The sequence below is a fragment of the Mesorhizobium ciceri biovar biserrulae genome, from assembly GCF_001618845.1.
Taxonomy (GTDB): domain Bacteria; phylum Pseudomonadota; class Alphaproteobacteria; order Rhizobiales; family Rhizobiaceae; genus Mesorhizobium; species Mesorhizobium ciceri.
Genome location: NZ_CP015064.1, coordinates 5,024,749 through 5,051,221, shown reverse-complemented (window position 1 = coordinate 5,051,221; position 26,473 = coordinate 5,024,749). Strand labels below are relative to the sequence as shown.

The 26,473-nt window shown below is 63.7% G+C and carries 27 protein-coding genes; 1 reads left to right on the top strand and 26 read right to left on the bottom strand.

The window, feature by feature from the left end; genetic code table 11:
- Window positions 1-30 precede the first annotated feature (30 nt).
- The 26 genes from A4R29_RS23760 to A4R29_RS23635 all read right to left on the bottom strand — a co-directional run bounded on the left by A4R29_RS23760 (window position 31) and on the right by A4R29_RS23635 (window position 25,425).
- A complete protein-coding gene (locus tag A4R29_RS23760; RefSeq protein ID WP_013529777.1) occupies window positions 31-1,074 on the bottom strand; it encodes a flagellar hook-associated family protein in 1,044 nt (347 codons plus the stop codon).
- A gap of 4 nt (window positions 1,075-1,078) precedes the next feature.
- Window positions 1,079-2,533 carry a flagellar hook-associated protein FlgK gene (gene flgK / locus A4R29_RS23755; RefSeq protein WP_063173019.1) on the bottom strand — a complete coding sequence of 485 codons (1,455 nt, stop codon included), beginning with the start codon at window positions 2,531-2,533 and terminating at the stop codon, window positions 1,079-1,081.
- Window positions 2,534-2,560: 27 nt separating this feature from the next.
- Window positions 2,561-3,820, bottom strand: coding sequence for a flagellar hook protein FlgE (locus A4R29_RS23750; RefSeq protein ID WP_013529779.1), 1,260 nt, complete (start codon window positions 3,818-3,820; stop codon window positions 2,561-2,563).
- Between the two features lie 79 nt (window positions 3,821-3,899).
- On the bottom strand, window positions 3,900-4,568 hold the full coding sequence (locus A4R29_RS23745) for a response regulator transcription factor (RefSeq protein ID WP_013529780.1): 669 nt from the start codon (window positions 4,566-4,568) through the stop codon (window positions 3,900-3,902).
- Between the two features lie 223 nt (window positions 4,569-4,791).
- Complete coding sequence (locus A4R29_RS23740; protein WP_050596211.1) at window positions 4,792-5,379, bottom strand: transglycosylase SLT domain-containing protein; 588 nt, start codon at window positions 5,377-5,379, stop codon at window positions 4,792-4,794.
- A complete protein-coding gene (gene fliK / locus A4R29_RS23735; protein ID WP_063173018.1) occupies window positions 5,309-6,685 on the bottom strand; it encodes a flagellar hook-length control protein FliK in 1,377 nt (458 codons plus the stop codon). Before fliK ends, A4R29_RS23740 begins: the two co-directional genes overlap by 71 nt.
- A complete protein-coding gene (locus A4R29_RS23730) occupies window positions 6,682-8,064 on the bottom strand; it encodes a hypothetical protein (RefSeq protein WP_063173017.1) in 1,383 nt (460 codons plus the stop codon). The genes fliK and A4R29_RS23730 overlap by 4 nt, the downstream gene beginning before the upstream one ends.
- The gene (locus A4R29_RS23725) at window positions 8,061-9,398 is read right to left on the bottom strand and encodes a MotB family protein (protein WP_063173016.1); all 1,338 of its coding nucleotides are present in this window, start codon (window positions 9,396-9,398) and stop codon (window positions 8,061-8,063) included. The genes A4R29_RS23730 and A4R29_RS23725 overlap by 4 nt, the downstream gene beginning before the upstream one ends.
- Window positions 9,395-10,021 (bottom strand): hypothetical protein, encoded by a 627-nt coding sequence (locus A4R29_RS23720; protein WP_063173015.1) that lies wholly within the window; start codon window positions 10,019-10,021, stop codon window positions 9,395-9,397. Before A4R29_RS23720 ends, A4R29_RS23725 begins: the two co-directional genes overlap by 4 nt.
- 3 nt (window positions 10,022-10,024) lie before the next feature.
- Entirely contained in the window at window positions 10,025-11,671 is a 1,647-nt protein-coding gene (fliF, locus tag A4R29_RS23715) for a flagellar basal-body MS-ring/collar protein FliF (protein WP_013529786.1), read from the bottom strand.
- 135 nt (window positions 11,672-11,806) lie between these two features.
- The gene (locus A4R29_RS23710; protein WP_013529787.1) at window positions 11,807-12,871 is read right to left on the bottom strand and encodes a flagellin N-terminal helical domain-containing protein; all 1,065 of its coding nucleotides are present in this window, start codon (window positions 12,869-12,871) and stop codon (window positions 11,807-11,809) included.
- A gap of 267 nt (window positions 12,872-13,138) precedes the next feature.
- Complete coding sequence (locus A4R29_RS23705) at window positions 13,139-14,140, bottom strand: flagellin N-terminal helical domain-containing protein (RefSeq protein WP_013529788.1); 1,002 nt, start codon at window positions 14,138-14,140, stop codon at window positions 13,139-13,141.
- Window positions 14,141-14,340: 200 nt separating this feature from the next.
- Window positions 14,341-15,072, bottom strand: coding sequence for a flagellar type III secretion system pore protein FliP (fliP, locus tag A4R29_RS23700; protein WP_013529789.1), 732 nt, complete (start codon window positions 15,070-15,072; stop codon window positions 14,341-14,343).
- Complete coding sequence (locus A4R29_RS23695) at window positions 15,069-15,563, bottom strand: flagellar basal body-associated FliL family protein (protein WP_063173014.1); 495 nt, start codon at window positions 15,561-15,563, stop codon at window positions 15,069-15,071. Before A4R29_RS23695 ends, fliP begins: the two co-directional genes overlap by 4 nt.
- Before the next feature lie 17 nt (window positions 15,564-15,580).
- Window positions 15,581-16,288: a flagellar basal body L-ring protein FlgH gene (flgH, locus tag A4R29_RS23690; protein ID WP_027161433.1), complete on the bottom strand. Its 708-nt coding sequence runs from the start codon at window positions 16,286-16,288 to the stop codon at window positions 15,581-15,583.
- Window positions 16,285-16,866, bottom strand: coding sequence for a MotE family protein (locus A4R29_RS23685; RefSeq protein WP_027161434.1), 582 nt, complete (start codon window positions 16,864-16,866; stop codon window positions 16,285-16,287). The genes flgH and A4R29_RS23685 overlap by 4 nt, the downstream gene beginning before the upstream one ends.
- Before the next feature lie 9 nt (window positions 16,867-16,875).
- Window positions 16,876-18,117, bottom strand: coding sequence for a flagellar basal body P-ring protein FlgI (locus tag A4R29_RS23680; RefSeq protein ID WP_013529793.1), 1,242 nt, complete (start codon window positions 18,115-18,117; stop codon window positions 16,876-16,878).
- Window positions 18,114-18,641: a flagellar basal body P-ring formation chaperone FlgA gene (gene flgA / locus A4R29_RS23675; protein ID WP_063173013.1), complete on the bottom strand. Its 528-nt coding sequence runs from the start codon at window positions 18,639-18,641 to the stop codon at window positions 18,114-18,116. Before flgA ends, A4R29_RS23680 begins: the two co-directional genes overlap by 4 nt.
- A 3-nt stretch (window positions 18,642-18,644) precedes the next feature.
- A complete protein-coding gene (gene flgG / locus A4R29_RS23670; RefSeq protein ID WP_013529795.1) occupies window positions 18,645-19,433 on the bottom strand; it encodes a flagellar basal-body rod protein FlgG in 789 nt (262 codons plus the stop codon).
- 11 nt (window positions 19,434-19,444) lie between these two features.
- Window positions 19,445-19,771, bottom strand: coding sequence for a flagellar hook-basal body complex protein FliE (fliE, locus tag A4R29_RS23665; protein ID WP_063173012.1), 327 nt, complete (start codon window positions 19,769-19,771; stop codon window positions 19,445-19,447).
- A complete protein-coding gene (flgC, locus tag A4R29_RS23660) occupies window positions 19,771-20,187 on the bottom strand; it encodes a flagellar basal body rod protein FlgC (RefSeq protein WP_013529797.1) in 417 nt (138 codons plus the stop codon). The genes fliE and flgC overlap by 1 nt, the downstream gene beginning before the upstream one ends.
- 2 nt (window positions 20,188-20,189) lie before the next feature.
- Complete coding sequence (gene flgB / locus A4R29_RS23655) at window positions 20,190-20,570, bottom strand: flagellar basal body rod protein FlgB (protein WP_013529798.1); 381 nt, start codon at window positions 20,568-20,570, stop codon at window positions 20,190-20,192.
- Window positions 20,571-20,650: 80 nt separating this feature from the next.
- Window positions 20,651-21,490: a hypothetical protein gene (locus A4R29_RS23650; protein ID WP_063173011.1), complete on the bottom strand. Its 840-nt coding sequence runs from the start codon at window positions 21,488-21,490 to the stop codon at window positions 20,651-20,653.
- Window positions 21,477-22,880 carry a flagellar protein export ATPase FliI gene (gene fliI / locus A4R29_RS23645; RefSeq protein ID WP_063173010.1) on the bottom strand — a complete coding sequence of 468 codons (1,404 nt, stop codon included), beginning with the start codon at window positions 22,878-22,880 and terminating at the stop codon, window positions 21,477-21,479. Before fliI ends, A4R29_RS23650 begins: the two co-directional genes overlap by 14 nt.
- A gap of 3 nt (window positions 22,881-22,883) precedes the next feature.
- Window positions 22,884-23,606, bottom strand: a complete 723-nt coding sequence (gene flgF / locus A4R29_RS23640) for a flagellar basal-body rod protein FlgF (RefSeq protein ID WP_013529801.1) — start codon at window positions 23,604-23,606, stop codon at window positions 22,884-22,886.
- A gap of 7 nt (window positions 23,607-23,613) precedes the next feature.
- Window positions 23,614-25,425: a DUF1217 domain-containing protein gene (locus tag A4R29_RS23635; RefSeq protein ID WP_063173009.1), complete on the bottom strand. Its 1,812-nt coding sequence runs from the start codon at window positions 25,423-25,425 to the stop codon at window positions 23,614-23,616.
- Between the two features lie 147 nt (window positions 25,426-25,572).
- Here A4R29_RS23635 and motA point away from each other — a divergent pair, with 147 nt between their 5' ends.
- Window positions 25,573-26,448: a flagellar motor stator protein MotA gene (gene motA / locus A4R29_RS23630; RefSeq protein WP_013529803.1), complete on the top strand. Its 876-nt coding sequence runs from the start codon at window positions 25,573-25,575 to the stop codon at window positions 26,446-26,448.
- The last annotated feature ends 25 nt before the right edge of the window (window positions 26,449-26,473 follow it).

Sequence of the window (26,473 nt, the reverse complement as noted above, 5' to 3'; positions counted from 1 at the left end):
GTTGGGGCTCTACCGTTCCGTTAAGCGTTGTCAGGTCAGGTAATTCAACAGGCTGAGCTGCTGCAGGCGTGCGGTCAACGCGAAAGACGTTTCGATGTGCTGTGTCAGATCCGCGACCCGTGTCGCGGCTTCGGCCGGATCGACGGCTTCCAGGTCGAGAATGTGCCGTTCGAAAAGGTCGACCTGCGTTTTCATCCGATCGTTGGCATCGGAAACCCGCTTCTGGACGATGCCGGTCTCGGATTGAAGCTGGCCAATGCCGCTCAGCGCTTCGCCAACCAATGTGGTGGAGCGGCTGACAACCGTATTCTTCGCCGCCTGGCTGATGTTGCTGGACATCAGGCTGCTGACCATGGCTGCCGCCATTGCGAGCTTCTGGATGCCGGCGCTGTTGGCGCTGGTCGACGTCGGTGTGGTTTCGTTGAGTGCGATGCGGCTGACGATCTGCTGGTCGGTGGCGTTCGACCAGTTGCCCTGCCAACCAGCGCCCGTGAACTGCGGGGCGACATCATTGGTGATGAAATCGTCCATCTGGGCAGCCGTGATGTCGGCCGCGAGCGGATCGTCCTGGGTGAAGCCGAAATTGGCGACGAAAGCGGCGTCGAATGCCGCCTTGGCGGGGGAGCCGGCAGCTGTGAAGTCGTTGATTGGCTTGACGTCGGTGTTGGTGCCGGCGAACAGGTATTCGCCATTGACGCTGGTGTTGAGGATCGAGGTCAGCTGCTGGATGGTCGCCTTGCCGGAGGATTGGGTGAGGCTGTTGGACGAGTCACTTGAGGAGGCGGTGGTCAGGGCGGACAGGAACGTCTGAGCGGCGGTCGAGAGTTGACCAAGCGAGGTCTGCGTCGAGGAGAGCCGGGCGCCGACCAGGCCGTTGGAATCGATGATGACGTTGAGCCGGTCAAGATCGCGCTGGAAAGTGACGGCCTGGGTGGTGCGCCCGCCGAGAGCCAGGCCGACGTCGGCGACCCTGCCCGTCGAGGATTCTTTCGTGGCTTTGACGAGTTCGGCCTGCATGCGCATCTGCTGGGAGCGCATGGCATTGGAGATTGCGGCCGAGGAGACTGAAGTCATGGAATTATCCCACCGCGTTGAGCAAGGCCGTCATCATGTCGTCGACGGTTTTCATCATCCGGGCCGACGCCTGGTAGGTGTGTTCGAGGTCGAGCAGCAGCGACATTTCCTGGTCGACATTGACCCCGGTCGCGTTGGACAGCGCCTCGGCGCTGCGCGACGCCAGCGCTTCCTTGGCGTCGGAGGCGGTCGAAGCCTGCTGGCGCACGCCCTCGAACCAGCCGATCGAACTGGCGGCGTAGTCGGACACGCTGGACGTTGCCGAAACCCCGGCGGCGGGGTCGAAAGTCATCGGCTGGTCGAGCCGGTCGCCATAGGCAACCAGAAGGGTGGAATAGGACGCGCCACCGCCCGTGTTGGCGACGTAGGCCGCACCGTTGGCACCGCCGTCGCGCAGCAGCATCGGGTTGCCGCCGGTGCCCGGGTCCATCGCTGCATTGACGCTGATGGACGCGGCAAGGCCGTTGACCAGCGTGCCGGCGGCCGGCACGGCCGGCGCACCAGACCAGGTGAACAGGCCGGCGGCGTTGGCCATCGAGGGTGCGGTCTCGGCAAAGGCTGTGATCAGGCCACGCGCGGTCTCGTCGAGCTGGCTCTGCATGGTCGAGGCGACGCCGTCGCGCAATTGCAGCAGGCCGGCAAGCGTGCCGCTGGCGCTGGTGTTGCCACCGGCTCCCGCCGAGATCGGCACATTGTCGATGTAGACGGCATTGCCGGCGGCACCCGCGGTATAGCCTGCCGACGCCGCGAAGGTGACCGTGCGCGGTATCGTCTCGAACAAGGTCGTGCCGTCGCCGGTGGTGATGACCATGTCATTGTCGCCTCGCGTGAAGGTCGACACCGGGACATAGTTCGAAATCTTCTTCAAAAGCGCATCGCGCTGGTCGAGCGCATCGGAAACGTCGGTGCCGGAACGGGTTCCGGACATGACGGCCGTGTTGGCATCCTGGAATTGGCCGAGCAGCGAGTTCAGGTCGTCGACGGCGGTGGCAATCTGACCGTCGGTCTGGGTGCGGAAATCCTGGACTGCCTTGGAGCCCTCATTGAGCGAGCGCACGACCTGTTTGGCGGCGTCGATGACGGAGGCGCCGAGGTTCTGATTCGACGGCGAGGTGGCGTAGAGCTGCAGTGCCTGCTGCAGGTTGGCGATCGCAGTCGAGGGCGAGGACGCATTGTCGACGCCATTGACCGCAACACCCAACTGATCCATGCCGTTGTAGAGAGCGTTCTGGCCGCTCCAGGCCGACAGCGCGGCGAGATTCTGGCGAAACAGAAGCTCGTTGGCTGCGCGCTGGATATCGACCGAGCGCGCACCCGGCGCCGTGCTGGTGACGACGGCCTGGCGCCGCGAATAGTCCGGGTTGGAGGCGTCGGCGACATTGCGCGAGACAACGCTGGTCTGTCGCGCGGTGTTCATAAGCGCCGACTGGGCGATACTCAATGCGGTAGACAGTGACATGCGGGTCTTTCGCGGGCGACGCCCGTCTTATCTCTTCAGGTTGACAAGGACGTCCATCAGATCGGAACCGGTCTGGAAGACTTTCGAATTGGCGGTGTAGCTGCGCTGTGCCGCGATCATGTTGGTCAGTTCTTCGGCGATATCGACGTTGGAATTCTCGAGCGCGCCGGAGATGATGGAGCCGAGCTTGCCTTCATTGGCAAAGCCGACACGAACCGCGCCGGACTCGGTGCCCTGCGAATAGACGTTGCCAGGCAGCGCCTTGAGCTGGTCCGGGCTCTGTACGTCGGCCAGCGGGATCTTGTAGAGCGGCTTGGTCGAGCCGTCCTTGTACTGGGCGTAGATGGTGCCGTCCTTGCTGATCTGGACCTTGTCGATGGTGCTCGGTGCGTTGCCGTTGACCTGGGCGTCGGAAACCGTGAAGCCGGTGCCAAGCTGGGTCAGCGCCGACAGATCGAGATTGAGGGTGGCGCCGTTCGGCACAGTAAATGAAACGTTGGTGGGCGTGCCGGTGAGCTTGCCGGTGGTGGTGTCGAAGGTCAGGTTGGCCGAGCCCAGCAAGCCGCCGGCGGTGTAGGGGAACGATGTTCCAGCGGTGGCCTTCGACTGATCGAAGACCGCCACCTGCCAGGTGCCGGCGCCGGTGTTGGTGAAATAGACGTCGAGCAGCTTCTTGTTGCCGAGATTGTCGTAGGCGACCATGGAGGATTTCGACGTGTATTGCGCGGTCGCAGCGTTGGCGGCGGGCAGATTGGCGGTCGCGACCGGGGTCGCACCCGCCGGCAGGTTGCCGGCAAAGCTGCCCTCGGTGCTCGGCGTTGCGGTCATGCCCTGGTCGGAGATGACAACCGGGACCAATCCCTCGAAGCCGTTGACCGTCGCTGCCGGTACGCCGTTCTCGTAACTGTAGGCCATCAGTTGGAAGCCGGCCGAGTTGACAAGCCTGCCCTGACCGTCGGGAACGAAAGCGCCGGCTCGGGTCAGATAGGGGGTACCGCTCGGATCCTGAACGACAAAGAAGCCATCGCCGCTGACGGCAAGGTCGGAAACCGAGGTCGTGTACTGAAGCACGCCCGGATCGCTGACCGCCTGACGGATCGTCGTGGTGACGCCGCCGGAATTGTAGGCGCCGCCGGTCGACGGCATGACCAGCGTCGAAAATTCGGCGGAGGACCGCTTGTAACCCGTGGTATCTGAATTGGCGATGTTGTCGGCGACCGTCGACAGGCGATTTGCCTGCGCGTTCATGCCGGAAACGCCGGTCCGCATCATTCCATAGAGGCTCATCGAAACGTCTCCGCTGTGTCCATGCTGCTGGCTGCGAGGCTACGCATGTTTTCTTGCGCGAGGCTGGCGCGGCGCTGCATCAGAAGACGAGCCGGTAGCCGAGGAAACGCTTGGAATCGATCGGGTCGGTGCCCAGCTTCTCGCGCAGCTTCTTGCGCAGTTTGCTGATGTGGCTCTCCACCACGTTCTCCTCGACCTCTTCGTCGAAGATGCCGTAGATGGCGTTGAAGACCTGGGTCTTGGTGACCCGGCGCCCGCGATTGCTCGCCAGATATTCGAGGATGCGGCGCTCGCGGCGCGGCAGGGGAAGGGGCTGACCGTCGATCTCGGGGTCGCGGCCGTCCATGAAGATGCGCATGGCGCCGATCTCGGTGTAGGCGACGTCTTCCTGGGCGCGGCGGCGGATCGCGGTGATGCGGGCCAGGATCTCACGGATATGGACGGGCTTGCGAATGACGTCATCGACGCCGCTCTCGAACAACCGCAGCGTGTTCTCCAGCGAATGCTGTTCGCTCAGCGCAATCACCGGGGCGCCGGTGCGGTCGCGGATCTGGCGCGGAGAGATGGAACCTTCGCGGCAATCGCCGATGAGGAAGGCCCTGACCGAGCGCAGATCGGTGTCGGCGGCCGAATTCACCCACTCACCGAATTCGCCGGATGCAAAGCCTGCACAGGCGATGCCCTCACGATCGAAAAGTGAATTGTATCCCTCTGTTACGAGCTCGCGCTCGTCAACGATCACAATCATCGGCCCCGCCTTCCGAATCAAATCATTTGCCCCGTGAAGAGAGGCCTATCCGCTGGCGAGAATCCTGAACAACCGTCATTTCTTGTAGCTAGTTTCTTGGGAGTCTGGAATCGTATCGGTTGCATTAGCGTGCAGCCAGATACGCATTCGGCGCCAAGTTTTGGCCAGGCCAGAACAACAATTCGGGGTTGTGTGTTAGGTCTATTAGTAATGGAAAATGCGCTTATGGGTTGCAGAATCCGCGGGCGTTCGCGGTCCATTTTCCAAAGCCGGTGGCGACCATGTTGGCAATGACGCGGCAGACATAGATCTTCTGCGCCGGGTCATTGTCGGGGCCGGCATGATAGCGGGCCACGGCCATCGACCAGGTCTCGTGACGGGCATGAAGACTGGCCAGGAAGCGCGCCGCATAGTCGACGTTCTGACGTGGGTCGAGCATGTCCTCGACGCTGCGAAAATGCGATGCGTGGTAGTGGTGGTTGATCTGCATGCAGCCGAGATCGATCAGGGTCTTGCCCTCGCGCCGGGCATTGGCGAAGGCGGCAAGGGCCTCGGTCCGGCTTCTGGGAAAGACTGCTTTTCCCTCTATATTCAAAGCGTTGGGTTGAAGGCTGCCCTTGTTGCCGGTCTCCGTCAGGCCAACGGCATAAAGGATGCCGGCGGGAACGCCATAGCGGTCGGCGGCGCGCAGGATTTCCGGCTCGCAAGGGTTGGTCGCGGCTGCGGCAGCTGTTACCGCGCTAGATAAAGATATCGCCGCCAGCGCGCTCGCGAGAAGGCGAAGTGCCGCGGCCGTAGTCCTGCGCGTCATCGTTGCGGTTCCCTGAGGATTGCTGACCCGGTTGCTGGCCGCCGGCTCCACCATTGCCGCCGCCCGAATTCCCCGGTTGAAAGGATGCTGGATCGCGGCCTGTTGCGGCCGCCAAGGGAGCGGTTGCATCCGTCCGGGTTGTAGCGGGAACTGCTACCGAAGGTTGCATTATCGTGACCTTGTCAACCTCGAAGCCGAGCCCTCGCAGCGACTTGACGATGGCCTCGCTGTCGGCCGACAGCCGACGATAGGCATCGTGTGTTTCAGGCTTCAGCTCAATCGAAAGTTGTTCCCCGGAGAGGCGAAGATTGGCCGTCACCATGCCGAGTTCGGCAGGGTGAAGTTCGATCTTCAACACATGTGTCGGAACGGCAACAGAGCTGGCCAGATGGGTGGTCGTGGGTGAGGCTGAAAGCGCCTTTTGCGGCCCGGCGTCGGCGGCTATGGCGTTGATCACATTGAGGGCCGCCTGGCTGATGGGACCCTGCGGCGGCGCGGGGAAGCTCCGTTCCGACACCACGTCGATGCGCGCGGCGGACAGGGACTGTTTTCCGGCTTCGGGACGCATCGAGGACCGCACATCCTCGATGCTCCTCATCGCATTCGTGGTGGGCTTCGACGGCACGCCGGGCACATCGGCAGCCGGCGCGTCCGACAGCTTCTGGGCCGCCGCTGTGACGTCGCGTTTTGGTGCGCTGGAGGCAGCGCTCGGCGACTGACCGTCAAGCGCCGTCAAAGGTCCGTCGACGATCGACGCCTGCTCCGGCTTCGACATGGTTTCGAGTGCTTCGCGTCCGCCCGACGATTTTGAGCGGTAAGTCTTTGGCAGTGCAGCCTGTCCGCCGAGCATCGGGTCCGAGGGATTCTCGCCGGTGGCCGCATTGCCCCCCGCTGCCTTGGCCGCTGTCGAGAAATGCCGCAGGTCATGAAACGCGATCAGCAGCGGCAGGTCGTCCTGAAGCGGCGCGGTATCCGACGCCGTCTGTTCGGCGTCGGCCTTGTGCGCCTTTGCTTCCAATTCGTCCTTGCCGGTTTTCACGCTTGCGCCTTTGGCCGAGGTGGTCCTTCCGGGCTCGGCCGATGCCGGTTCGGCCTTGGCGCCATGCCCGGCGAGGCCGGCAGCGAGCTTGCTCCAGCGCCGGTCGCGCGATCCCGCCTCTGTCGACGCCTGCCGTTCCGGGCGGGCGTCGTCGCGCAACATTTTGCCGAAGCCGGCGTCATCGTTCCTGCCGTTCGCGGCCGGCTGCTCCGACGTCGCGCGCGTGGAGGCAAATCCTGGCAAGGCCGAGCCGAGGCTGGTGGTCATTTGGGGGCGGCTCCAAGCATCTGGTCGATCAGGTCGAGCTGTCGACGTGTTCTGGTCATGGCGGCGTCGGTCGGATCGGCGGGCTCTGGACCTGCGGCGGGCGAAGGTGCCGACGCCGGCACGACGGTCGCAGGCTCGGCGGATGTGGCTGCAACTGCCGCCGTGTCCGGCGCATTGGCGGCCGATCCGCCTGAGGCCGCGGTGGCGGCGGGTTGCTCCGAGATGGCGCCTTCGACCGGTGGCAAGCCACTGTCATCGGCGTTTTGCGGCGTGGCGATCTCGGGAGCCGGAGGTTGCTCGGCCGCGACAGGGGCAGGCTTTTCCGCCGGAAGGGCGGTGGGCGGCGCGACGACCTCGCCGGCAATGGCCTGAGCGGCGTCGAGCAAGGCGCGGTCGCCCTCCGACAGCCGGCTGCGATCGATCTTGCCGAGCTTGGCACGAATGTCCTCGATTGTGCCCGAGGTGACGGTGGAAAGGCTGGCATAGAGCAGGGCGCGTGGATCGTCCTGATTGGTGTTGCCGTCGCGGCCCTGCTCGGCCCGCGCCGAAGCGAAGGCCGAAAGGTCGTTCAGGCCGTCTATCGCGGCACGGCGGGCGATGCGCAGATAGATCACCTTCTCGCGCTCGGGATCCATCATCGAGGTAATGTCGCCCAGCTTGTCCTGGCTGATCGACATGTGCAGCGCGATGACGCCGGAGACAAAGGAGTCCGCGAACTGGCTGGCATAGGGCGAATAGAGGTAGCGCTCGACATACTGGGTGGAAGCAAGGGCGAAACGTGCCGCGTCGCCTTGCGCGACTGCAAGGCCGACCGAACGGCGAAGTGCCGCCTCCTCGACCAGCGTGCCGGGGCTGAGCAATCTTGCCTCGTCGAGCAGACCGAGTGCGGTCGCCGGTTGATCGCCGGCAAGCAGCGAGCCTTTGACCAAAGCGAGGAAGGCGCCGAGATCCGGAGGCAGCGCCATGGGATCGATCGGCCTCAAGGCTTCGATAGCCTTGCCGGGCCGGCCGTTGAGGTACTCAATCACGCCTTTGGCGATGGCAAGGCTTTGCGGGTCCGCCGTAGCGCGCGACGTGGCCGCTTCGACGGTCACCGGGTTGCCGCCGCTCATGCCGTAGACAAGCAGGGCCCGAAAATTCTTGGGATCCTTGTAGTCCTCGGCATTCGCCGCGCGCAGGCGCGCATCCGTCATCTCGAGCAGCTTGGCCTGCATCGGCAGGGCGGCATGATCGCCGGCGGCTATGCGGTCCTGGATGAGCTGCAGCGAGCGCACCAGCTGATACGGCTGCAGGGCCTCCTGGGCGAAACCAGTGGACGGGTGTCCGCCGGCCAGCAGCAACAGGCCAATCAACCGGCGGGTGACGGCCGCTCGCTTCATCCGCCGGTCGCCATCAGGATCTCGATGCGGCGGTTCGCGGCCGCCAATGGATCGGCTGCTACCTTCGGCTGGCGGTCCGCGAAACCGGCGACCTCGGTGATGCGGCGTTCGTCGACGCCGCCGCGCACGAGCATGTAGTACGCGGAATGCGCGCGCGCCGTCGACAGCCGCCAATTGTCGTAGCTGTCGCTGCGGAACGGCCGGGCATCGGTGTGGCCGTTGATGCTGATGGTGCCCTTCTGGCTGTTGACGATGCGGCCGATCTTCTCCATTGCCAGCACCAGTTCGCGTCTCGGCAACGCCGAGCCGACCTCGAACATGCCGAAGTCGAGCTGATCGGTGATCGAGATGACGACGCCCTTGTCGGTGGCTTCGACCGAGACGCCGTCGTGCAGCTTGTCGCCAGGCTTGAAAGCATCGGCCAACTGCCGCTTGACGTCGGCCGCTGCCTTCACGGCAGCAGCGGTTGGCGCCTTCTCCCCGATGTCGGGCTGGACGGCCTTTTGCGCCTCAGGCTTAGCCTTCGCTACCGCGGCCTTGGTGCCGTCCGGTTTGGTCTCGCCGGCCAATGCCGTGGCAGGGTTCGCGGCCTGTTTACTGGTCGCGTCCTTTGCCAGTGGCTCGAGCGGTGCCGCGACAGGCGGCACGGCTTTGACTTTGAGCACCTGCGTTTCGGCGGTCTTGTCGCCGGGCTTGGCCGGATCGCCCTCGATCTTGGTGCGCTGGGCGCTGGCCTCGGCGCCGGGCGCCGCGACCTGCTGCGACCAGAAATCCGGCTCGAAAGGATCGCGGTAGGAGGCGCCACCGGAGGCGCCGGTAGCCGGGCCGGCAGCCTGCACGCCGCCATCGCCTTTCTGGCTGACATTCTGCATGACGCCGGTATCTGTGGCGATTTCCGAAAGCACCGCGTAGGGGTCGGCGAAGAGATGGTCGTCGGAGTGTTCCGCCTGCTGTGGCTCCTGCTTGTCCTGCTTGCGCTCCGACGCGCCCGCGCCGGCATTGCCGTTCTGTCCGGCTTTGCTGGTCGCCTCTTGCGGATCGTCGGCCGTCAGTCCCATGGCGCGCGGGCCGTCGCCGAGATCCTCCAGGCCCTTGCGGCTCGAATTGCGGTCGACCAGCTTGACCGGGTTGAAGTAGCTGGCCACGGCTGCCTTGGTCTGCTCGTTGGCGGCGTTGATCAGCCACATGACCAGGAAGAAGCACATCATGGCCGTCATGAAGTCGGCGAAGGCGATCTTCCAGACGCCGCCATGGTGGGCCTCGTCATGATCGTCATGACTGCGCCGCACGATGATGATCTCGTGGCGGCCCTGATCGGCGTTGGCGACGCTCATGCCAGGACCTCCGAGAGGGTCGTCGACCATTCGGCCATGCGCGTTTCGAACACCGCCTCGTCGATAGCCACGGTCAGGTCGAAGCCTGGGGCCTCGACAAAATCGAGATTGGCGGCGCGGGGTCCGAGCGATGCCTTCAGTGTTTCGAACATCGAGAGCGGGCCGCGCACGACGATGCGCACAGCCTCGGCGTCGCCAACCGCTTCGCGGACGGCGTCTGCCAACGCATCGATCGAACGTTTCTGCAGATCGTCGCTGACGATGCCGCCGATGATGCGGGCGACCGTGCCGGCGACAAGTCCGGTCACGCGCGCCTCCATCGCATCAATGTGCAACGAGACCGCCTTGCCGACATCGTCGCCAAGGCTTTCGAGAAATATCCTTGCTTCCTCAGCACTGGCCTGGCGTTCGGCTTCGAGCGCGACGTCATGCGCAGCCGCCAGGCGGCCCTCAAGCGCTACCTCCGCCTGGGCAACCGCCTCGGCGATCAGCGTGCCGATATCGGCTTGCGGCGCCGGCGTCTCGGGCTTGTGTTCGGGATCGACTGCTGCCCGGGGCTGGCCGGCACGCTGCGCGCGCGTGCCGAAATCAGGCAGAAGGTCGAAGAGGGCTACGGAAGGCATGGTTTACACCGCCACTTCCTGGGAAGCCCATTTGCGCAGGATCTGCGCGGTGCGCTCCTCGTTGAGGTCGACCATCCTGGCAAGCCGGTCCTGCGGCGCCGGCCGGATCTTCTGGCGAAGATCGTCGAGCGGAGTGGGGCCTGGGCGTGTGCCTGGCAAGGCGCCAACCGCGGCATTGTCGGTGGCCGCCATTGCCTCCGGCGTCGGCAGCGAGCGCTGGACGTCGTCGAAGCTGGGACCTGCCAGGGCTGGAGCAGCCTTTGCCGTCAGCGCCGCGGCCATCGGCCTCAGGCCGAAGAAGGCCACCAGGAACACCACGACGATGAAGGCACCTGCATTGATCATCGTGCCGGCATGCTGGCCGATCGAATCGAGCATTCCCGCCTGCGGGATCGCCTCGCCATCCAGGCCATCGATGAACTCGACCGCCGAGACGTCGATGATGTCGCCGCGCTTTTCATCCAGGCCGGTGGCGGATGTGACCATCTTCTGGATCTCGGCGACGCGCTTGGCGATCTGCTCCGGTGTGGCGTCCTTGCCGAGGATGGTCGTCAGCCGCTGCTGGTTGACGACCACGGCAATCGACATCTTGGTGACGGTGTAGCCGTTGGAGACGGTGGCGATCTTCTTGGAATTGATCTCGTAGTTGGTGATCTCTTCCCTGCGGTCGTTCTGCGAGGAGGATTGCGGGCCATCGGTGGCGGTTGCCTGGGTCTCAGGCAGGTTCTGCTCGACGCTGGCCGGAGTGGAAGCCTGCTTCTGGTTGTTGTTCTCGTTGGCGCGCACCGACTGCACCGAGCGCTCGACGCGGGAATTCGGATCGAAGATGGTCTCTTCCGTCTGGCGGGTGTCGGTGTTGACCTCGGCCTTGACGCTGGCGCGGAAATTGTCGGGGCCGAGATAGGCCGTCAGCGCACGGCGGATGTTGTCTCCGATCTGCGCCTCGACGGTCTGCTCGACGCCGAGCGTGCGGGCGGCGCTGGTGTTGGAAGGGTCGTCGCCCGCAGCCAGCAGATTGCCGCTGGAATCGAGCACCGTCACCTTGTCGGCCGACAGGCCGGGGACGGCGGCGGCGACGAGATGGCGGATCGACATGGCGCTCTTTTCGGCGTCGATGCCGGCGTAGCGGATGACCACGGAGGCGGAAGGCTGCTGCTCGTCACGGCGGAAATTGGCGCGTTCGGACATGACGATGTGGACCCGCGCCGCCTTGATGCCCGATATCGACTGGATGGTGCGGGCGATCTCACCTTCAAGCGCGCGCACGCGGGTGATCTGCTGCATGAACGAGGTGAGGCCGAGCGAGCCGACATTGTCGAACAGTTCGTAGCCGGCATTGGCGCTGGTCGGCAGGCCCTTTTCGGCGAGCAGCATGCGCGCCTGGGCGGTGGTGCCGGCCGGCACCAGAACCGAGGTTCCGTCGGCGCCGACATCGAAGCCGATACCGGCTTCGCCGAGCACCAGGCCGATCTGGTTCACGTCGGCGCGGTCGAGCCCGACATAGAGCGTGTCGTAGGCGGGGCGGTTGAGATAGACCGAGGCGATGCCGATGACGCCCATCACCAGAACGGCGATGCCCGCCAGCATGGCGAGGCGCTTCACGCCAAACCCGCGGAGATTCGAGATGATGCTCTGGATCTGTTCCGGCACGGTTCGACGACTCCCAGCATGATTGTCCGCCGGAACTCTAGTCTTCGAAGCTTGTGCGAAAATGAAATCGGGCCGCGCTTGCGGCGCGGCCCGTCAATCGGAGTGCGAAAAGGAGGGCGCCGGTGGCGCCCGCGATTAGTTCTTGAACAGCGACAGGATCGACTGCGAGGAGCTGTTGGCGATCGACAGTGCCTGGATGCCGAGCTGCTGCTGCACCTGCAGGGCCTGGAGGCGGGTCGATTCCTTGTTCATGTCGGCGTCGACGAGCTGGCCGACGCCGCGGTCGATGGAGTCCATCAGGCTCTGGGTGAAGGTCTTCTGCAGGTCGATCGAGCTCTTGGCCGAACCGATGATGGTGGCGGAATCAGTCAACTGGGCCATGACCTTGTCCATCATGGTGACCATCTGGGTGATGATGCCGTCGGTCACCCCTGGGGCCGTGATGTCGAGGTTGTAGGCGGAAATATTGTTGACCTTGGTGACCGCTCCCGCCGCCGTCTGGCCGGCAGTGTTCGCGGCGATATCCGTTCCTCCGCCCGCGATCACGCCAGCATAGGCGTTGTCATACAGGGTCTGGGCGGCGCCCGTGGAATAGATGGAGGTCTGGCGATCGAGGACGCCCTGGTTCTTGACCTCGGCGGCAAGGCCGTAGTCGAAAAGCTTGGTGCCCTCGACATTGATGTTGATCGTTCCGATCGAGACAGCGCCGGATGAAGAGCGATTGAATGAGGACACGATCTGCGAGTCGGGCTGGACGCCATCATTGGCGGACGTGACCTGCTTGGAGGTCACCGCGAGGAAATTCGAGCCGGAGAAGGTGGCCGCATCGGCAAAGGACTTCATCTGCGTTTGAAGCGCCTTGATCTCGGTCTGGGTCTTCGCCTTGGCGGCATCCGTCTGGCCGACCATGGACAACACCTTGGTCTTGATCTGGCCGATCGTCGTCAGCACGTTGGTGATGCCGGTGTAAGCGGCATCGACTTTCGAGGCGCCGAGGCCGAGTGCATCCTGCACCGTCGACAGGGCCGAATTGTCCGAGCGCATGGTGGTGGCGATCGACCAATAGGCGGCGTTGTCCGAAGCCTGCGAGACCCGATAGCCGGTCGATATGCGGGCCTGTGTCTGTTCGAGCGACTTGTTGGTGGCGCTGAGGCTTTGAAGTGCGGTTAACGCCGAGGCGTTGGTCATGATGCTCGCCAAGAAAGTCGCTCCTTCTCAAAAGCCGACATGCTCAGACATGCCGGATGGGCCTGTTCAACGATTGGCATCGTGCCGGTCGGACCGATTCGCCAACTGTCGTAAGCTATTGGTTAACCATAACTAGCGCGGCATGGTTAACAGCCTGTTAAAAGCTGGCTTTTGAGAGTTAAGGATCGAGGATTGTGCGGGGCTGGAGCAAACGCAAATAGGGCCGCGCTTTTGGCGCGGCCCGAATTTCTAGTGCGAACCGTGGTTGAGCGGAGGCGATCAGCCGCGGAAGAGCGACAGGATCGACTGCGAGGAACCGTTGGCGATCGACAGCGCCTGCACGCCGAGCTGCTGCTGGACCTGCAGGGCCTGCAGACGGGTCGATTCCTTGTTCATGTCGGCATCGACGAGCTGGCCGACGCCGCGGTCGATGGAGTCCATCAGGTCCGAGGTGAAGGTCTTCTGCAGGTCGATACTGCTCTTGGCGGCGCCGAGCGTGGTGGCCGAGTTGGTCATATCGGCGAGCGCGGAGTCGATGACGGTCAGCATCTGCTTGATCTGCGAATCGCTGGCAGCCGTGCCACCCGAGAAGATGGAAAGCGAGGCGGCCGAATAGGTGTCGGTGGCCAGTGCAGCCGCCCCTAGAGCTGTCTGCGTGCCGGAGACCGCTGCGGCCACACTGCCGTCGCTGCCGAGGCGGTACGTGTCAAGGATGCCCTTCGCGAGGCCCGAGGTGGTACCAGCTTCATAGAGCTTGATGCTTTCCACCTTGACGTCGATGGTCGAGATCGAAGATGCGCCGGCCGCGTCACGGTTGAAGGCCGAAAGGATCTTCACATCGGCAGCCGTCGTGGCTGTTGAGCCGCTGTCTACGGACAGCATGTTGGTGCCGGAGAAGGTGGCGCCGTCGGCGTAGGACTTCATCTGCGCCTGAAGAGCGGTGATTTCGGTCTGGGTCTTTTCCTTCGAGGCGTCCGTCTGGCCGTAGGAAGCCAGCAGCTTTGCCTTGATCTGGTTGATGGTGGAGATCGCGCTGTTCATGCCGGTATAGGCGGTGTCGACCTTCGAGGCGCCGAGGCCGAGAGCGTCCGAAACGGTGGACATTGCCTGGTTGTCGGAGCGCATCGTGGTGGCGATCGACCAGTAAGCGGCGTTGTCCGAGGCCTGCGAGACGCGATAACCGGTCGAGATGCGGGCCTGGGTGTCCTGGAGGGATTTGCTGGTGGCGTTAAGGCTCTGCAGAGCCGTCAACGCGGCGGAGTTCGTCATGATGCTGGACATGGTACTCGTACCTTGGTTTTTACAGGTGTTTTTTTGACATACCGGGCCTCCCGGTATGACGGTGCGGCATCATGCCAATGATCTCTGAAATTGATCACCCGCCATCTGCGAGCGAATATGCGGGCAAGTCCCTACCAAAGGGCTAAACCGGACGGTTAATCGAAAATATATTGCTGGAATTTCGAGCCGGCGCGGCAGAGTCAGTTGAAGGAGCGCACCAGGCTGCCGACAAGCAGGTTCCAGCCGTCGATCAGGACGAAGAACAGGATCTTGAACGGCAGCGACACCACAGTGGGCGGCAGCATCATCATGCCCATCGCCATCGTGATGGTGGCGACGATCAGGTCGATGACCAGGAATGGCAGCACGATCAGGAAGCCGATTTCGAAGCCGCGCCGGATCTCCGAGATCATGAAGGCGGGCACCAGGATGCGCAGGTCGACGGTGTCGCGCGAAACGGTCTGGCCGCGCTCGCGGGCGAGATCGGCGAAGAGGTCGAAATCCTTGTCACGCACATTGTGCAGCATGAAGGTGCGGAACGGATCGGAAATCTTGTCGAAGGCTTCGGTCTGGGTGATCTGGTTGTCCATCAGCGGCTTGACGCCGGTGTTCCAGGCCTGATCGAAGGTCGGCGCCATGACATAGAAGGTCATGAACAGCGACAGCGAAATCAGGATGAGGTTTGCCGGTGTCGACTGCAGGCCGATGCCGGCGCGCAGGATCGAGAAGGCGATGACGAAGCGGGTGAAGCTGGTCACCATGATCAGCAGGCCCGGCGCGACCGACAGAACAGTCAGCAGGCCGAACATCTGGATGATGTAGCCGACGGTGGTGCCGTCAGCCTTGCCGATGCCGCCGAGATCGAGCTGCTGAGCCGCCGCGATGGAGGTGGCGGCGGCGATCATGGCGGTGGCGAGAAGGAACTTTCTCATTCGAGCAGCAATGTCCTGATGAGTACCTGTTTGGCGTGACCCTGGCTGCGGATCGCGGCGCGTTCTTCGAGGTCGGCCTTCAGGTGCTGGTAGCCGCTGGCTCCCTCGATCTGATGCATCTTCAAGGTGCGCACCAGGGCCAGGAGATCTTGGTGGATGTCATCCGACATTGCCTGTGGCTGCGGCGCGTCATAGACGACGGACACCTCCATCCTGATCCAGGTGCCGGCAGGCGAGGCGATGTTGGTGGTGATCGGCGCCAGCACGACAAGCATCGGGCCCAGGCCTGATTGCTCGGCTGCGGCGGGCTGCATGATCTTACCTTCGTTCTCAGGCGCGACCGGTACCGACGCCGGTGCGCCGACGCCCTTGAGATAACCGCCGGACATCCAACCCACGCCAATGGCGGCCGCCGTCACAAGCAGCAGCATGCCGGCCTGAATGACAGGGGAGGGACCCTTGCGCGGCTGAACCTGTTCAATATTTGCCACGGCGCCCTGCCCCGATCCTAGAACGGAAGAACCTGGTCGAGGATCTGCTGGCCGTAGGCAGGTTGCTGGACCTCGGTGATGCGACCGCGTCCGCCGTAGGAGATGCGGGCCTCGGCGATGCGTTCGTAGGGGATGGTGTTTTCGGCGCCGATATCGGCCGGCCGCACGATGCCGGCGAGCGTCAGCACCCTGAGCTCGGCATTGACGCGCACTTCCTGCGATCCGGTGATCATCAGATTGCCGTTGGGCAGCACATCGGTGACGATCGCCGCGACATTGAGTTCAAGCGTTTCCGAGCGCTTGATCTCGCCGTCAGCCGTCGTGTCGGTGGTGGAGCTGAGAGCCCCGGCGCCCTTGCCGGCGGTGCTCCACTTGTCCCACTGCGCGCTGAGGTCATAACCGAGCTTGCGATTGGCGGTGCGGCTCCTGTCGTTCTGGTTCTTGAAGTTGGCGCGATCGTTGATCTTGATCTTGACCGTCAGGATGTCGCCCTGGGACAGCGCCCGCGGGTCGGTGAACAGCCGGCTCTGGCGGTCGTCCCACAACGAGAATTTCTTGACCGGCACTGGCGGCGTTTGCGGATATCGATAGAGCGAGCCGGTGCTGCCGCCATCGATGCCGGAGCCGACCGGGGACAGGGCCGGCTCTCTGCCGACCTCCTTGAGGTTGGTTCCGCAACCGGACAGCATGGCAACCGCGCACAGGACAAGCATCTTCCGGATCATGACGGATCTACCCTTCGGGCTGCGCTGGCCATAATGCCGGTGAGCGTTGCCGCCGCCTTCTGGTCCATTTCGTTGAGGATGACGCTCGCCTTGCGTGAATCGAGCTTCATCAATATAGCCGCAGCCAGGTCGGCGTTGACGATGGCCAGCCGCTCGGCGGCGGCGTCGGGTTTCATACCGGCGTAGATCTGGACGACGCCGTCCTCGGCCCGGGCCAGGAAAACCTCGCGCCGCTTCAGCCAGGTCTCGTATTCAGCTTTCTTTGCATCAAGAGCTTTCATGCGCTCGTCAATGCCAGCCTGGAGCTGCTTCAGTTCCTGCGCCTGCAGGACATAGCGGCGGTCGCGGGCGGCGTCGGCGATGTTTGAGCAGAAGCGCTCGATCTCGCTTTGGTCCGGCGCCTTTTCCCGTGTCAGTTGCTGCGGCGCCGCCGCCACCTGTGCTCCCGGCAGGACCTGGCGGACCGTCTCCTCGCCGCGCGCGGTGCCGCCGGCAAAGGGCAGAGCCGCGAGAAAAGCGGTCGCAAGCAGGATCGCGGCTTTCCGGTGTCTGTCGTGGCGTGGGAAGGAGCGCTTCATCGGCATCGCCTATTGCAGAACCAGGTCGGCCTGCAGGGCCCCGGCCGACTTGATGCCCTGCAGAATGGCGATGATGCCGTCCGGCTTGACGCCGAGGCGGTTGAGGCCGGAAACGAGGGTCTGGAGATCGGGCCCGTCAAGCACGGCAACGCGGGCGTCGGGCCGGCTGGCGTCGATGGCGGTGAACGGTTCGATCGCGGTCTCGCCCTTGGAGAAGGGTTCGGGCTGGACGACGCGCGGCGCTTCGGTGATGCGCACGGTGAGCGTGCCGTGGCTGATGGCGACCCTTGAGATCTTGACGTCATTGCCGATGACGATGGTGCCGGTGCGCTCGTCGATCACGACACGGGCCGGCGTGTCGGATTCGACCACCAAATTCTCGATTTCGGCATAGAAGCGCGCCGCCGAGACACCCTTCGGCCTTCTGATCTGGACGGTGCGCGAATCGCGCTCGGCCGCCACCCGCATGCCGAAGCGCTGGCCGGTGTAGTCGTTGATGGCGTCCGCGATGCGGATAGCGGTCGAGAAATCGGGATTGCGCAGCTGCAGCGTCAGGATCGCCTGATCGTCGAATTCGGCTTGGACGGCACGCTCGACGATGGCGCCGTTGGGCACGCGGCCGGCGGTCGGCACGCCTTGCGTCAGCTGCTCGGCCTGTCCTTGCGCGGTAAAGCCGGACACGATGACCGAGCCCTGGCCGACGGCATAGATTTCGCCGTCCGCCGCCTTCAGCGGCGTCATGATCAGCGTGCCGCCGGAAAGCGAGGTCGCGTCGCCCATCGAGGAGACGTCGATGTCGATGCGGGCGCCCGACTGCACGTAGGGCGGCATGTTGGCGGTGACGATGACGGCGGCGACATTCTTGGCGCGCGCGCTGCCGCCTTCGGTGGCGATGCCGAGGTTTTCGAGCATCGCGCGGATCGACTGTTCGGTGAATGGCGAGTTGCGCAGGCTGTCGCCCGATCCGGCAAGGCCGATGACCAGGCCGTAGCCGACGAGCTGATTGTCGCGCGAACTCTGCAGCTGGGCGATGTCCTTGATACGCGAGGCGACCTGGCCCGGCGGCAGCGAACTCGGCCCGGTCGAAACCCGGAACATGCGGCTTGTGGTGGCCGGATCATATTCGGGATCGTTGTAGACGCCGCCATTCTTGGCGGCGAGCTCGCGCTTGGCCTTCGGCGTCAGGCCGTCGGCCAGCGCCGGCTGCAGGCCAAGCACGGCTGCCAGGATCAAGGTAAGCCCGCGCATCATGAAGCGCTGACCTGGATGGTTCCATCCGCCATCACCGTGCCGGACAGGATTTTGCCGCTGTCGATGTTGCGAACCTTGACGAGGTCGCCCGCGGCTCCTGGTTGCAGCGTCACGGCGGTCGCCGAGATCGTCAGGCCGCCGGCGATGAAGAAGATCTGCACGGAGGCACCCTGTTCGACCAGCCAGGCCTCGCGGATGGCGGCGGAGGGAATGTAGCGGCCGGGCAGCAAGGTGCGCTTGGCGACCTTGCCATCCAGTTCCTCGGCCCGTGTGGCGACCGCCTCCGGCTTGTGCTTGCCGACGACAAGGGTGACCTGTTTCAGGGCAGCCAGGTTGATGGTCTCGCCGGGATAGATAACCCGGCTCGGAATAAGCACCACCTCGCCGCCAGCTTGATTGCTGGCGATCCGGGTGGCCGACTGGTTGGCCGATTCCTGGGCAAAAGCCGGCATCGTGCCGGTCACCAGCGCAAGGACGAGCGCGGTGCGGCGGAATGCAGACAGGAGGCCGGGCGTCGACATCATGCGTTACCTGATGTTCTTGGAGACCACGGAGGCCATGTCGTCGGCGGCCTGGATGACCTTGGAGTTCATCTCATAGGCGCGCTGCGCCGAGATCAGCTCGGTGATTTCCTTGACCGGGTCGACGTTGGAGGCTTCGAGATAGCCCTGCTGGATGGTGGCAAAACCGGGATCGCCAGGCACGCCGACATTCGCGGGCCCCGAAGCCGTGGTTTCCTGGAACAGATTGTCGCCGAGCGGCGCCAGGCCGGCCTCGTTGGCGAAATTGGCGATCTGAAGCTGACCGAGGTTCTGCAGGTCGGTCTGGCCGTCGATGCGGGCGAAGACCTGGCCGGTCTTGTTGACGATGACCTCGACGGCATCAACGGGAACATTGATTGCCGGAATGACCGCAGCGCCGTCGACCGTCACCAACTGGCCGGTGGCGTTGGTGTTGAGAGCGCCGGCGCGGCTGTAGAGCGTGCCGCCGTCGGCACCCTCGATCTGGAACCAGCCCCTGCCGGTCAGCGCCAGGTCGAAACTGTTGCCGGTGCTGGTCAGTTCGCCCTGGGTGTGCACGTTGCGCACCGCCGTCGTCTTGACGCCGAGGCCGATCGAGACGCCCTCCGGCACCAGCGAGGCGTTGGAGCGGTTGGGCACGCCTTGCGTGCGGTCGACCTGATAGAGCAGGTCGGAGAATTCGGCACGGGCGCGCTTGTAGCCGGTGGTATTTATGTTGGCGATGTTGTTGGCGATGACTTCCAGATTTGTCTGCTGGGCATTCATGCCGGTGGCGGCGATGGCGAGTGCTTTCATGGCGGAATTCCTCAGATGCCCATTCGACTGACTTCGAGATAGGCGGAGACCACCTTGTCGCGTATGGCGACGGCGGTCTGAAGCGCCTGCTGCGCGCTCATCACGGCGTCGACCACCTGGCGGGTGTCGGCATCGCCCTTGAGCGCCTGCATCGATACCTGCTCGGCGTTCTGCATCGTGTCGACGGTCTTGGAGGCTGCCTGGCTCAGCGCCTCGGCAAAGGAGGTGCCGACATTGCCACCGGCCGACGGTGTCGTGCCGCCCTGGAGCAGGCTTGTCGCCGCGTCATCGCCGCCGATCGACGGCTTGAACTGAAGGGCTCCGATACCGCTGATCATTACTGGTTCCTCATCAGGTCGATGGTCATGGAAATCAGGTCGCGGGCCTGCTTGACCACCTGAAGGTTGGCCTCGTAGGAGCGATTGGCCTCGGTCATGTCAGCCATTTCGATCAGCACGTTGACGTTGGGCATCTTGACGTAGCCCTTCTCGTCGGCGGCCTCGTTGCCGGGCTGGAACTCGACTGGAAAGTCACTGGGATCTCGATCGATCGAGTTCACTGCAACCGTTGAACTGCCGGAGGCCCGGTCGAGCTCGGAGACGAAGCTGATGGTCTTGCGGCGATAAGGGTCGGAGCCGGGCGCGGTGCCCGTCGACTGGGCGTTGGCGAGGTTTTCGGAAACCACGCGCAGGCGTTCCGACTGGGCGCCGAGGCCCGATGCTGCGACTTTGAGGGCTGCGGTCAGTGCGTCCATGGTCAGCTCTTCACCGCCATCATCATCATCGAATGGAACGCCTTGACGATCGCCGTGTTGAGCTCGAAGGACCGGCGCACCTCGCCGGCCTTCAGCAACTGGTCTTCCAGCACGACCGAGTTCTTGGACGGCATGACAACGCCGTCATCTTCCTGCGGCTTGATGGTGAAGCCGGCATTGGTCGCTGCATTGCCGAGATGGCCGGCCTGGGTGGCCTGCAGCGATACGGCGGCGCGGTCGAGCACTTTTTCGAATGGCTCGACGTCGTTTGCCGTATAGCCTGGCGTGTTGGCATTGGCGATGTTGCCGGCCACGGCCGACTGGCGCACGGCCAGCCATTGCGCTTGCTTGGCGGCGAGGTCGAAAAGGGAAACGGGCTCCATGGGAATCTCCGAGCAGGTACCCAGAGACTAGGCCGCCAGTCTTGCGCGGGCCTTGCGGATGGCCGGAAGCCGGAGATCGTTTATCGGGACAGTTCGATCACCTGGTCGGCACTGGTGACCATGACCCATTTGCCGTTGCGCTGCTCGATGGAGGATACCTTGCTGGAATCCGGCAGTATCGAGCCGCGCTGGACCATCCAGAGGCCAGCGTCGTCCTGGATCATGGCGCGGCCGTTGGCGACATGAACCATGCGGAATTTCGCCGCGTCGGCCGGAAACGGTTGCTCGTCGGATGCGGCTGCGGGATCGGCATCATCCCGCACCGTCCCCGTGGCAAGAAGATCGAGATTGGCCGCGGGAACGTCCTTTGCCGTCAGCGGCGCGCTGCGTTCGGCGACCACGCCGCCGCCCGCTCGCCCGGAATTAGAGCCTGTGCCGCCGAACTTCATCGCCTGGACGCCAAACTGGTCCTGGTTGAAGAAGATATACCAGGGGAACAGGGCGCAGATCAGGCCGAGCGCGATGCCGAGCGCGGCAATGACGAAATCGCTGCGTCGGTCGGACTTCTTCTCCAGTCGGGGAAACGGCGCCTTTGGCGGCTGCGGCCATTCGGTGCGCGGGAACAGGCCGTCGATCAGCGATTCCCGGCTGGCCTGCGTCATCTCGGCAGCCACCGCCTGGGGAGCCCGGGACAGAGCGGGTTCGACGGGCCTGGCCAGATCAGGATCGGCTTTGCCAGCCCGTGGCAGGATTGGCTTGACGGCTCTGGCCAGAACGGCCTCGGCTTTGGCCGCGATGGCACGGGCGGCCTTTGCTTTGGCAGTTCTCGCCGTGTCAGCCTCTGCCTGCTGCGCGGCATTGGCCTCGGCGATCATGTCGCGCAGGATGCGCTCGGTGTATTCGCGTTCAGTCTCCGGCATCGGCGTTCAGCTTGCTCTTGAGGTGGCGGGCGAGATCGGAGAACGGGTCGGCTGAGGGGCGATCCTTCGGCCCTTGCGTCAGCGCTTCATAGATCAGCGGCACCTGGCGCACGGCGATGTCGAGTTCGGCATCGACGCCGCCCTGATAGGCCCCGAGCAAGCGGATATCGCGTGTGTCCTCGAAGCGCGAGATCATCGACTTCAGCCTTGTCACCAGCGCGCGCTGTTCGACGCTCCAGGCCTTTCCGGCCAACCGCGATATGGACGACAGCGGGTTGACGGGGGGATAGCGACCCTGTTCGGCGATCGTGCGGTCGAGCACGACATGGCCGTCGAGGATGCCGCGCACGGAATCGGCGACCGGGTCGTTGTGATCGTCGCCGTCGACCAGTACGGAAATGATGGCGGTGATCGATCCCTTGCCTTCCGTACCCGGCCCGGCGCGTTCGAGCAGCTTGGGCAATTCGGTGAACACCGAGGCCGGATAACCGCGGGCGACCGGCGGCTCGCCGGTTCCCGTCGCCACCTCACGCAAGGCATGAGCGAAGCGGGTGATCGAATCCAGCACCAGCAAAACGCGATGCCCCTGGTCGCGAAAATGCTCGGCGACGCGCATGGCGGTGTCCGGCGCACGCCGGCGCATCATGGCGCTTTCGTCGCTGGTGGCGACGACGGCGATGGTCTTGGCCATGCTGTCGCCGATCGTGTCCTCGAGGAATTCACGGACTTCCCGGCCGCGTTCGCCGATGAGCGCCACCACGACGGTATCGAATGCGTCGGCTCCGGCGAGCATGGCGAGCAGCGTCGACTTGCCGACGCCGGAGCCGGCAAAGATGCCGAGGCGCTGGCCGAAGCAGAGCGGCGTGAAGATATCGATGACCTTGACGCCGGTCATGAAGGCAGTGCCGACGCGTTGCCGCGCCATGGCGCCCGGCGTCGTCTGGGCGCCGCGCGATGTGTCGTCTCCCCGGGCGAGCGGCGGGCCGCCATCGATCGCCCTGGTGAGTGCGTCGATGGTGCGGCCGCGCCATGAGGCATGCGGTGCCACCACAAGCGGACCGCGGCGGAACACGGCATCACCGATGCCGGAATCGGCGCTGCGTTCGAAGGGTGCCACGACGGCCTCGTCGCGGCCGATCTTGACGATCTCGCCGCGGCGCGCACCGGCATGGCCGGGCTGCTCGACGATGTCACCCAGCCTGGCGAAGCTGGAAAGGCCGTGCACCTTGTAGTGCGTGGGCGTGACTTCGATGACGCGGCCGCCGCGCTTGAGCAGTGCCTCGGCGTCGGCGAAACGCCGCCAGACCCGTTCCAGGGCGGCAAGCCGGTCTTCCGGTGCCGGCTGGAGTTGCATTTCGAGTGCCCGCAGGGACGGCTGGTCGAGCGACATGGACTATTTCGAGCCGAGCGTCTTGATCGCCTCGTCGGTGGACGAGTCGGTCTGGCGCATCAGGGCGGCGGTGTTCTCGAAGGCGCGCTGGACCATGATCAGCCTGGTGATCTCCAGCACCGGATTGACATTGGACTCTTCGAGAAAACCTTGGGCAACGCCGATATCGGAGCGATCGGTGACAGGCTCCGGGGTGCGTGCCGGAACAATGCCGGAATTGCCATAGCGGACGAAGTTCGCGCCTGGATCGAAATTGTAGAGGCCGATCGATCCGACAAGCTGATCGTTCTGGCGCAACGAACCATCGGCCCCGGCCTTGGGCGGACCGTTGCGGGGGTCAAGCTGGATCGGCGAGCCGCCGGCATCGAGCACCGGGTGGCCTTCGATCGACATCAGTTCGCCGTTCTCGTTCATCGAAAAACGGCCGTCGCGGGTCATGACGGTGCCGACCGGCGTCTCTATAGCGAACCAGGCATCGCCCTGGATGGCGAAATCGAAGGGATTTCCGGTCTCGCTCAAGGCACCGTGGGCGCCGGAAAGGTAGGTCTTGCCCGGGGAGGCGAATGACACCGATTTCTGCCCGGTGCCAGAGACGACGTCCTCGAACTTCACGCCGGTGGCGCGAAAGCCGATCGTGGAGGCGTTGGCGACGTTGTCGGCGATGGTGTCGAGGCGCCGCTCGAGCGCGATCTGCGATGAAAGAGCGACGTACAGGCTGTCCCGCATGATGGTCTCAGAACCTCAGTTTCTGCATGGCCATCATCAGGTCGGTGGAGATGCCGACGGTGAGTGGCTGGGCAAACAGCACGCTGACCGAGGTGACGGCCGATGAAGTCGGGTTGTTGATCTCGTACATACTGGTGAAGCGCGTCAGGAACTTGCCGAGTTTCTCGGGGTCGGAGAAATCCGAGATGTCGAGTTTCTGCTCGAACAGCTGCGCCTGCTTGTCGACATCGGCGGTGGCGAAGGAATCGGGCAGGCCGAGCACGGTGCGCACGACACTGGCAAGCGCAGTGTCGGCCAGCACGTCATACCAACTGGTGATGGTTGGGGCCTTGCGATCGAAATAAAGCGCCAGCCGCACGCCCTGGTTGGTCTGGCCGGCATCCTCTTCGAGGGTCTGGCGCATGTATTTGTCGACGGTCGGCTGCTGCGCCGGATTGATGGTGGTGGCCGCTTCGCCGTATTGTTCGAAGTTGAAGGCGGCGGCCAGCCCGGCATAGGCCTTGTTGGTCATCTTGTTGGCGACGCTGTCGGCGTCGCGAATGCCACCGGCAAGAACGTTGCGGATGAGGTCCTTGCTTTCCGTCGCCGGGTCCAGTCCGTAGGCCGAGAGCACGTAGTTGTACAATCGGCTGTTGGCCATCAGGTCGTCGATGGATTTCACGTTCGTGACGTTGGCAAGGTAGTACGCGGTCTCCGACTTGATGTAGTCCGCATTCGGCGCGATCAGGCCAAGCGCCGACTCCGTCGTATAGATTTTCGGCGTGTCTTTCTGCACTTCGTCGCGCGACGTTGTCTGATCGCCATATTGGGCAAAGTTGAAGGCCGTGACGAAGTTGGCGTACCGTTTATCCGTCAGCTTGTTTGCTGGGCTGTCGGGGTCGCTGACGCCGCCCTCGAGCATTGTGCGGACCTGCTGCGGCGTTTCGGTTGACGCATCAAGTCCGTAGGAAGCCATGGCGAAGGTGAGCAGGCGCTTGTCCGCCATGAGGTTGTCGATCGACGTCACCTTGGAAATGTTTGCCGCGTAATAATCGGCCTCGCCCTTGATATATTGCGCGCTTGGCTCGACCAATGTCAGTCCGGCTCCGGCCATGTATCCTTTCGGCACCGCCTGCTGGACATCGTCGCGCATGGTCGTCTGATCGCCATACTGGGCGAAGTCGAAGGCTGCGACGAATTTGGCGTAGCTCTTGTCGGGCAGTTTGTTGGCGGGACTGTCGGGATCGCTGACGCCACCTTCGAGCATCGCCTTGACGGTTGCGGCAGGTTCGGTTGCGGCGTCGAGTCCGAAAGCGGCCATCGCATATGTCAGCAGGCGGCTGTCGCCCATCAGGTCGTCGACCGATTTAACCTTGGCGATGTTGGTGACGTAGTAGGCGGTTTCGCTCTGGTAGTAAGGGAGCCCCTTCTGCGAGGCGCCGATCTGGACTTGCAGCGCATAGTTGCTGGTCACCAGTTGCTGCGCCTTGTTGTAGACAGTCGTACTGGTGCCGTTGGCGGCGAAATTGAAGGCCCTGACGAATTCGGCATAACGCTTGTCGGTCAGCTTGTTGGCGAAGCTGTTGGGATCGGAAACACCTTCCTTGAGTGCCTTGACCATGAAGGCCTTGGCGTAAGCCATGTCCTCGAGCCCGTAGGCCTTCATGGCATATTTGAACAAACGGTCATTCTTGACGAAATCGTCGATCGATTTCACCTTGGTGATGTTGTCCAGATAATACTTGGTGTCGCGATCAACCACGGGCTGCTGCTCGATCCTGTCGATCGACTTTGAAATGTCCCTGGTGATGAGCTGGTAGCTGGTAAAGGTATTAAGCAAAAAGGTGCCTCCGGCCGAAGCTATGTCCGGACAATACCCCTACTTCCTTGCGCGAAACTGAATCGTCTCCGACGCCTTCGATTCAAGCCTCACACAAGGCACGGGGGCTATCCCTAGCTCCTGATGTGAAATGCGGAAGGACCTGTCGTGGGCATTCTGATTGGACTGGTGGTAACGCTCGGCTGCGTCCTTGGCGGCTTCATGGCCATGGGCGGCCATCTTCACGTGCTGATCCAGCCCTGGGAGGCAGTGATCATCTGTGGTGCGGCTTTTGGCACCTTCCTCGTCGCCAATCCGATGAAGACGGTCAAGGATACCGGCAAGGGCATTCTCGAAGCCTTCAAGCAGGCGGTGCCGAAGGAACAGGACTATCTCGAAACGCTCGGCGTGCTGCACTCGCTGATGCGCGAGCTGCGCTCGAAATCCCGCAGCGAGGTCGAGGCGCATATCGACAATCCGGAAGAGTCGGCGATTTTCCAGGCGTTCCCAACCGTGCTGCATAACCACGACCTGACGCATTTCATCTGCGATTACTGCCGCATCATCATCATCGGCAATGCCCGCTCGCACGAGATCGAGGCGCTGATGGACGAAGAAATCCAGACCATCAGGTCCGACAAGATGAAGGCCTATCACGCGATGGTGGCGGTGGGCGATGGCCTACCGGCGCTCGGCATCGTCGCCGCCGTGCTCGGCGTGGTCAAGGCGATGGGCGCGCTCGACCAGTCGCCGGAAATTCTCGGCGGTTTGATTGGTGCCGCACTTGTCGGAACGTTCCTCGGCATCTTCCTGTCCTATTCGGTGGTCGGACCGGTCGCCACCAAGATCAAGACAGTGCGCGAGAAGAAGAACCGCCTCTATATCATCGTCAAGCAGACGCTGTTGGCCTACATGAACGGCGCGCTGCCGCAGGTGGCGATCGAGTTCGGCCGCAAGACCATCTCGTCCTATGAACGGCCGACGATCGACGCGGTCGAGCAGAGCACGATGAATACCGGCACCGTCGAAAAGAAGGCCGCCTGAACGATGCGCGACAGATCGGTCCCGG

Coding starts and splice junctions, on each gene's coding strand:
- A4R29_RS23760 (WP_013529777.1), bottom strand. CDS start 1,074: ATGACTTCAGTCTCCTCGGCCGCAATCTCCAATGCCATGCGCTCCCAG.
- flgK (WP_063173019.1), bottom strand. CDS start 2,533: ATGTCACTGTCTACCGCATTGAGTATCGCCCAGTCGGCGCTTATGAAC.
- A4R29_RS23750 (WP_013529779.1), bottom strand. CDS start 3,820: ATGAGCCTCTATGGAATGATGCGGACCGGCGTTTCCGGCATGAACGCG.
- A4R29_RS23745 (WP_013529780.1), bottom strand. CDS start 4,568: ATGATTGTGATCGTTGACGAGCGCGAGCTCGTAACAGAGGGATACAAT.
- A4R29_RS23740 (WP_050596211.1), bottom strand. CDS start 5,379: ATGACGCGCAGGACTACGGCCGCGGCACTTCGCCTTCTCGCGAGCGCG.
- fliK (WP_063173018.1), bottom strand. CDS start 6,685: ATGACCACCAGCCTCGGCTCGGCCTTGCCAGGATTTGCCTCCACGCGC.
- A4R29_RS23730 (WP_063173017.1), bottom strand. CDS start 8,064: ATGAAGCGAGCGGCCGTCACCCGCCGGTTGATTGGCCTGTTGCTGCTG.
- A4R29_RS23725 (WP_063173016.1), bottom strand. CDS start 9,398: ATGAGCGTCGCCAACGCCGATCAGGGCCGCCACGAGATCATCATCGTG.
- A4R29_RS23720 (WP_063173015.1), bottom strand. CDS start 10,021: ATGCCTTCCGTAGCCCTCTTCGACCTTCTGCCTGATTTCGGCACGCGC.
- A4R29_RS23705 (WP_013529788.1), bottom strand. CDS start 14,140: ATGTCCAGCATCATGACGAACTCCGCCGCGTTGACGGCTCTGCAGAGC.
- fliP (WP_013529789.1), bottom strand. CDS start 15,072: ATGAGAAAGTTCCTTCTCGCCACCGCCATGATCGCCGCCGCCACCTCC.
- flgH (WP_027161433.1), bottom strand. CDS start 16,288: ATGATCCGGAAGATGCTTGTCCTGTGCGCGGTTGCCATGCTGTCCGGT.
- A4R29_RS23685 (WP_027161434.1), bottom strand. CDS start 16,866: ATGAAGCGCTCCTTCCCACGCCACGACAGACACCGGAAAGCCGCGATC.
- A4R29_RS23680 (WP_013529793.1), bottom strand. CDS start 18,117: ATGATGCGCGGGCTTACCTTGATCCTGGCAGCCGTGCTTGGCCTGCAG.
- flgA (WP_063173013.1), bottom strand. CDS start 18,641: ATGATGTCGACGCCCGGCCTCCTGTCTGCATTCCGCCGCACCGCGCTC.
- flgG (WP_013529795.1), bottom strand. CDS start 19,433: ATGAAAGCACTCGCCATCGCCGCCACCGGCATGAATGCCCAGCAGACA.
- fliE (WP_063173012.1), bottom strand. CDS start 19,771: ATGATCAGCGGTATCGGAGCCCTTCAGTTCAAGCCGTCGATCGGCGGC.
- flgC (WP_013529797.1), bottom strand. CDS start 20,187: ATGGACGCACTGACCGCAGCCCTCAAAGTCGCAGCATCGGGCCTCGGC.
- flgB (WP_013529798.1), bottom strand. CDS start 20,570: ATGGAGCCCGTTTCCCTTTTCGACCTCGCCGCCAAGCAAGCGCAATGG.
- A4R29_RS23650 (WP_063173011.1), bottom strand. CDS start 21,490: ATGCCGGAGACTGAACGCGAATACACCGAGCGCATCCTGCGCGACATG.
- fliI (WP_063173010.1), bottom strand. CDS start 22,880: ATGTCGCTCGACCAGCCGTCCCTGCGGGCACTCGAAATGCAACTCCAG.
- flgF (WP_013529801.1), bottom strand. CDS start 23,606: ATGCGGGACAGCCTGTACGTCGCTCTTTCATCGCAGATCGCGCTCGAG.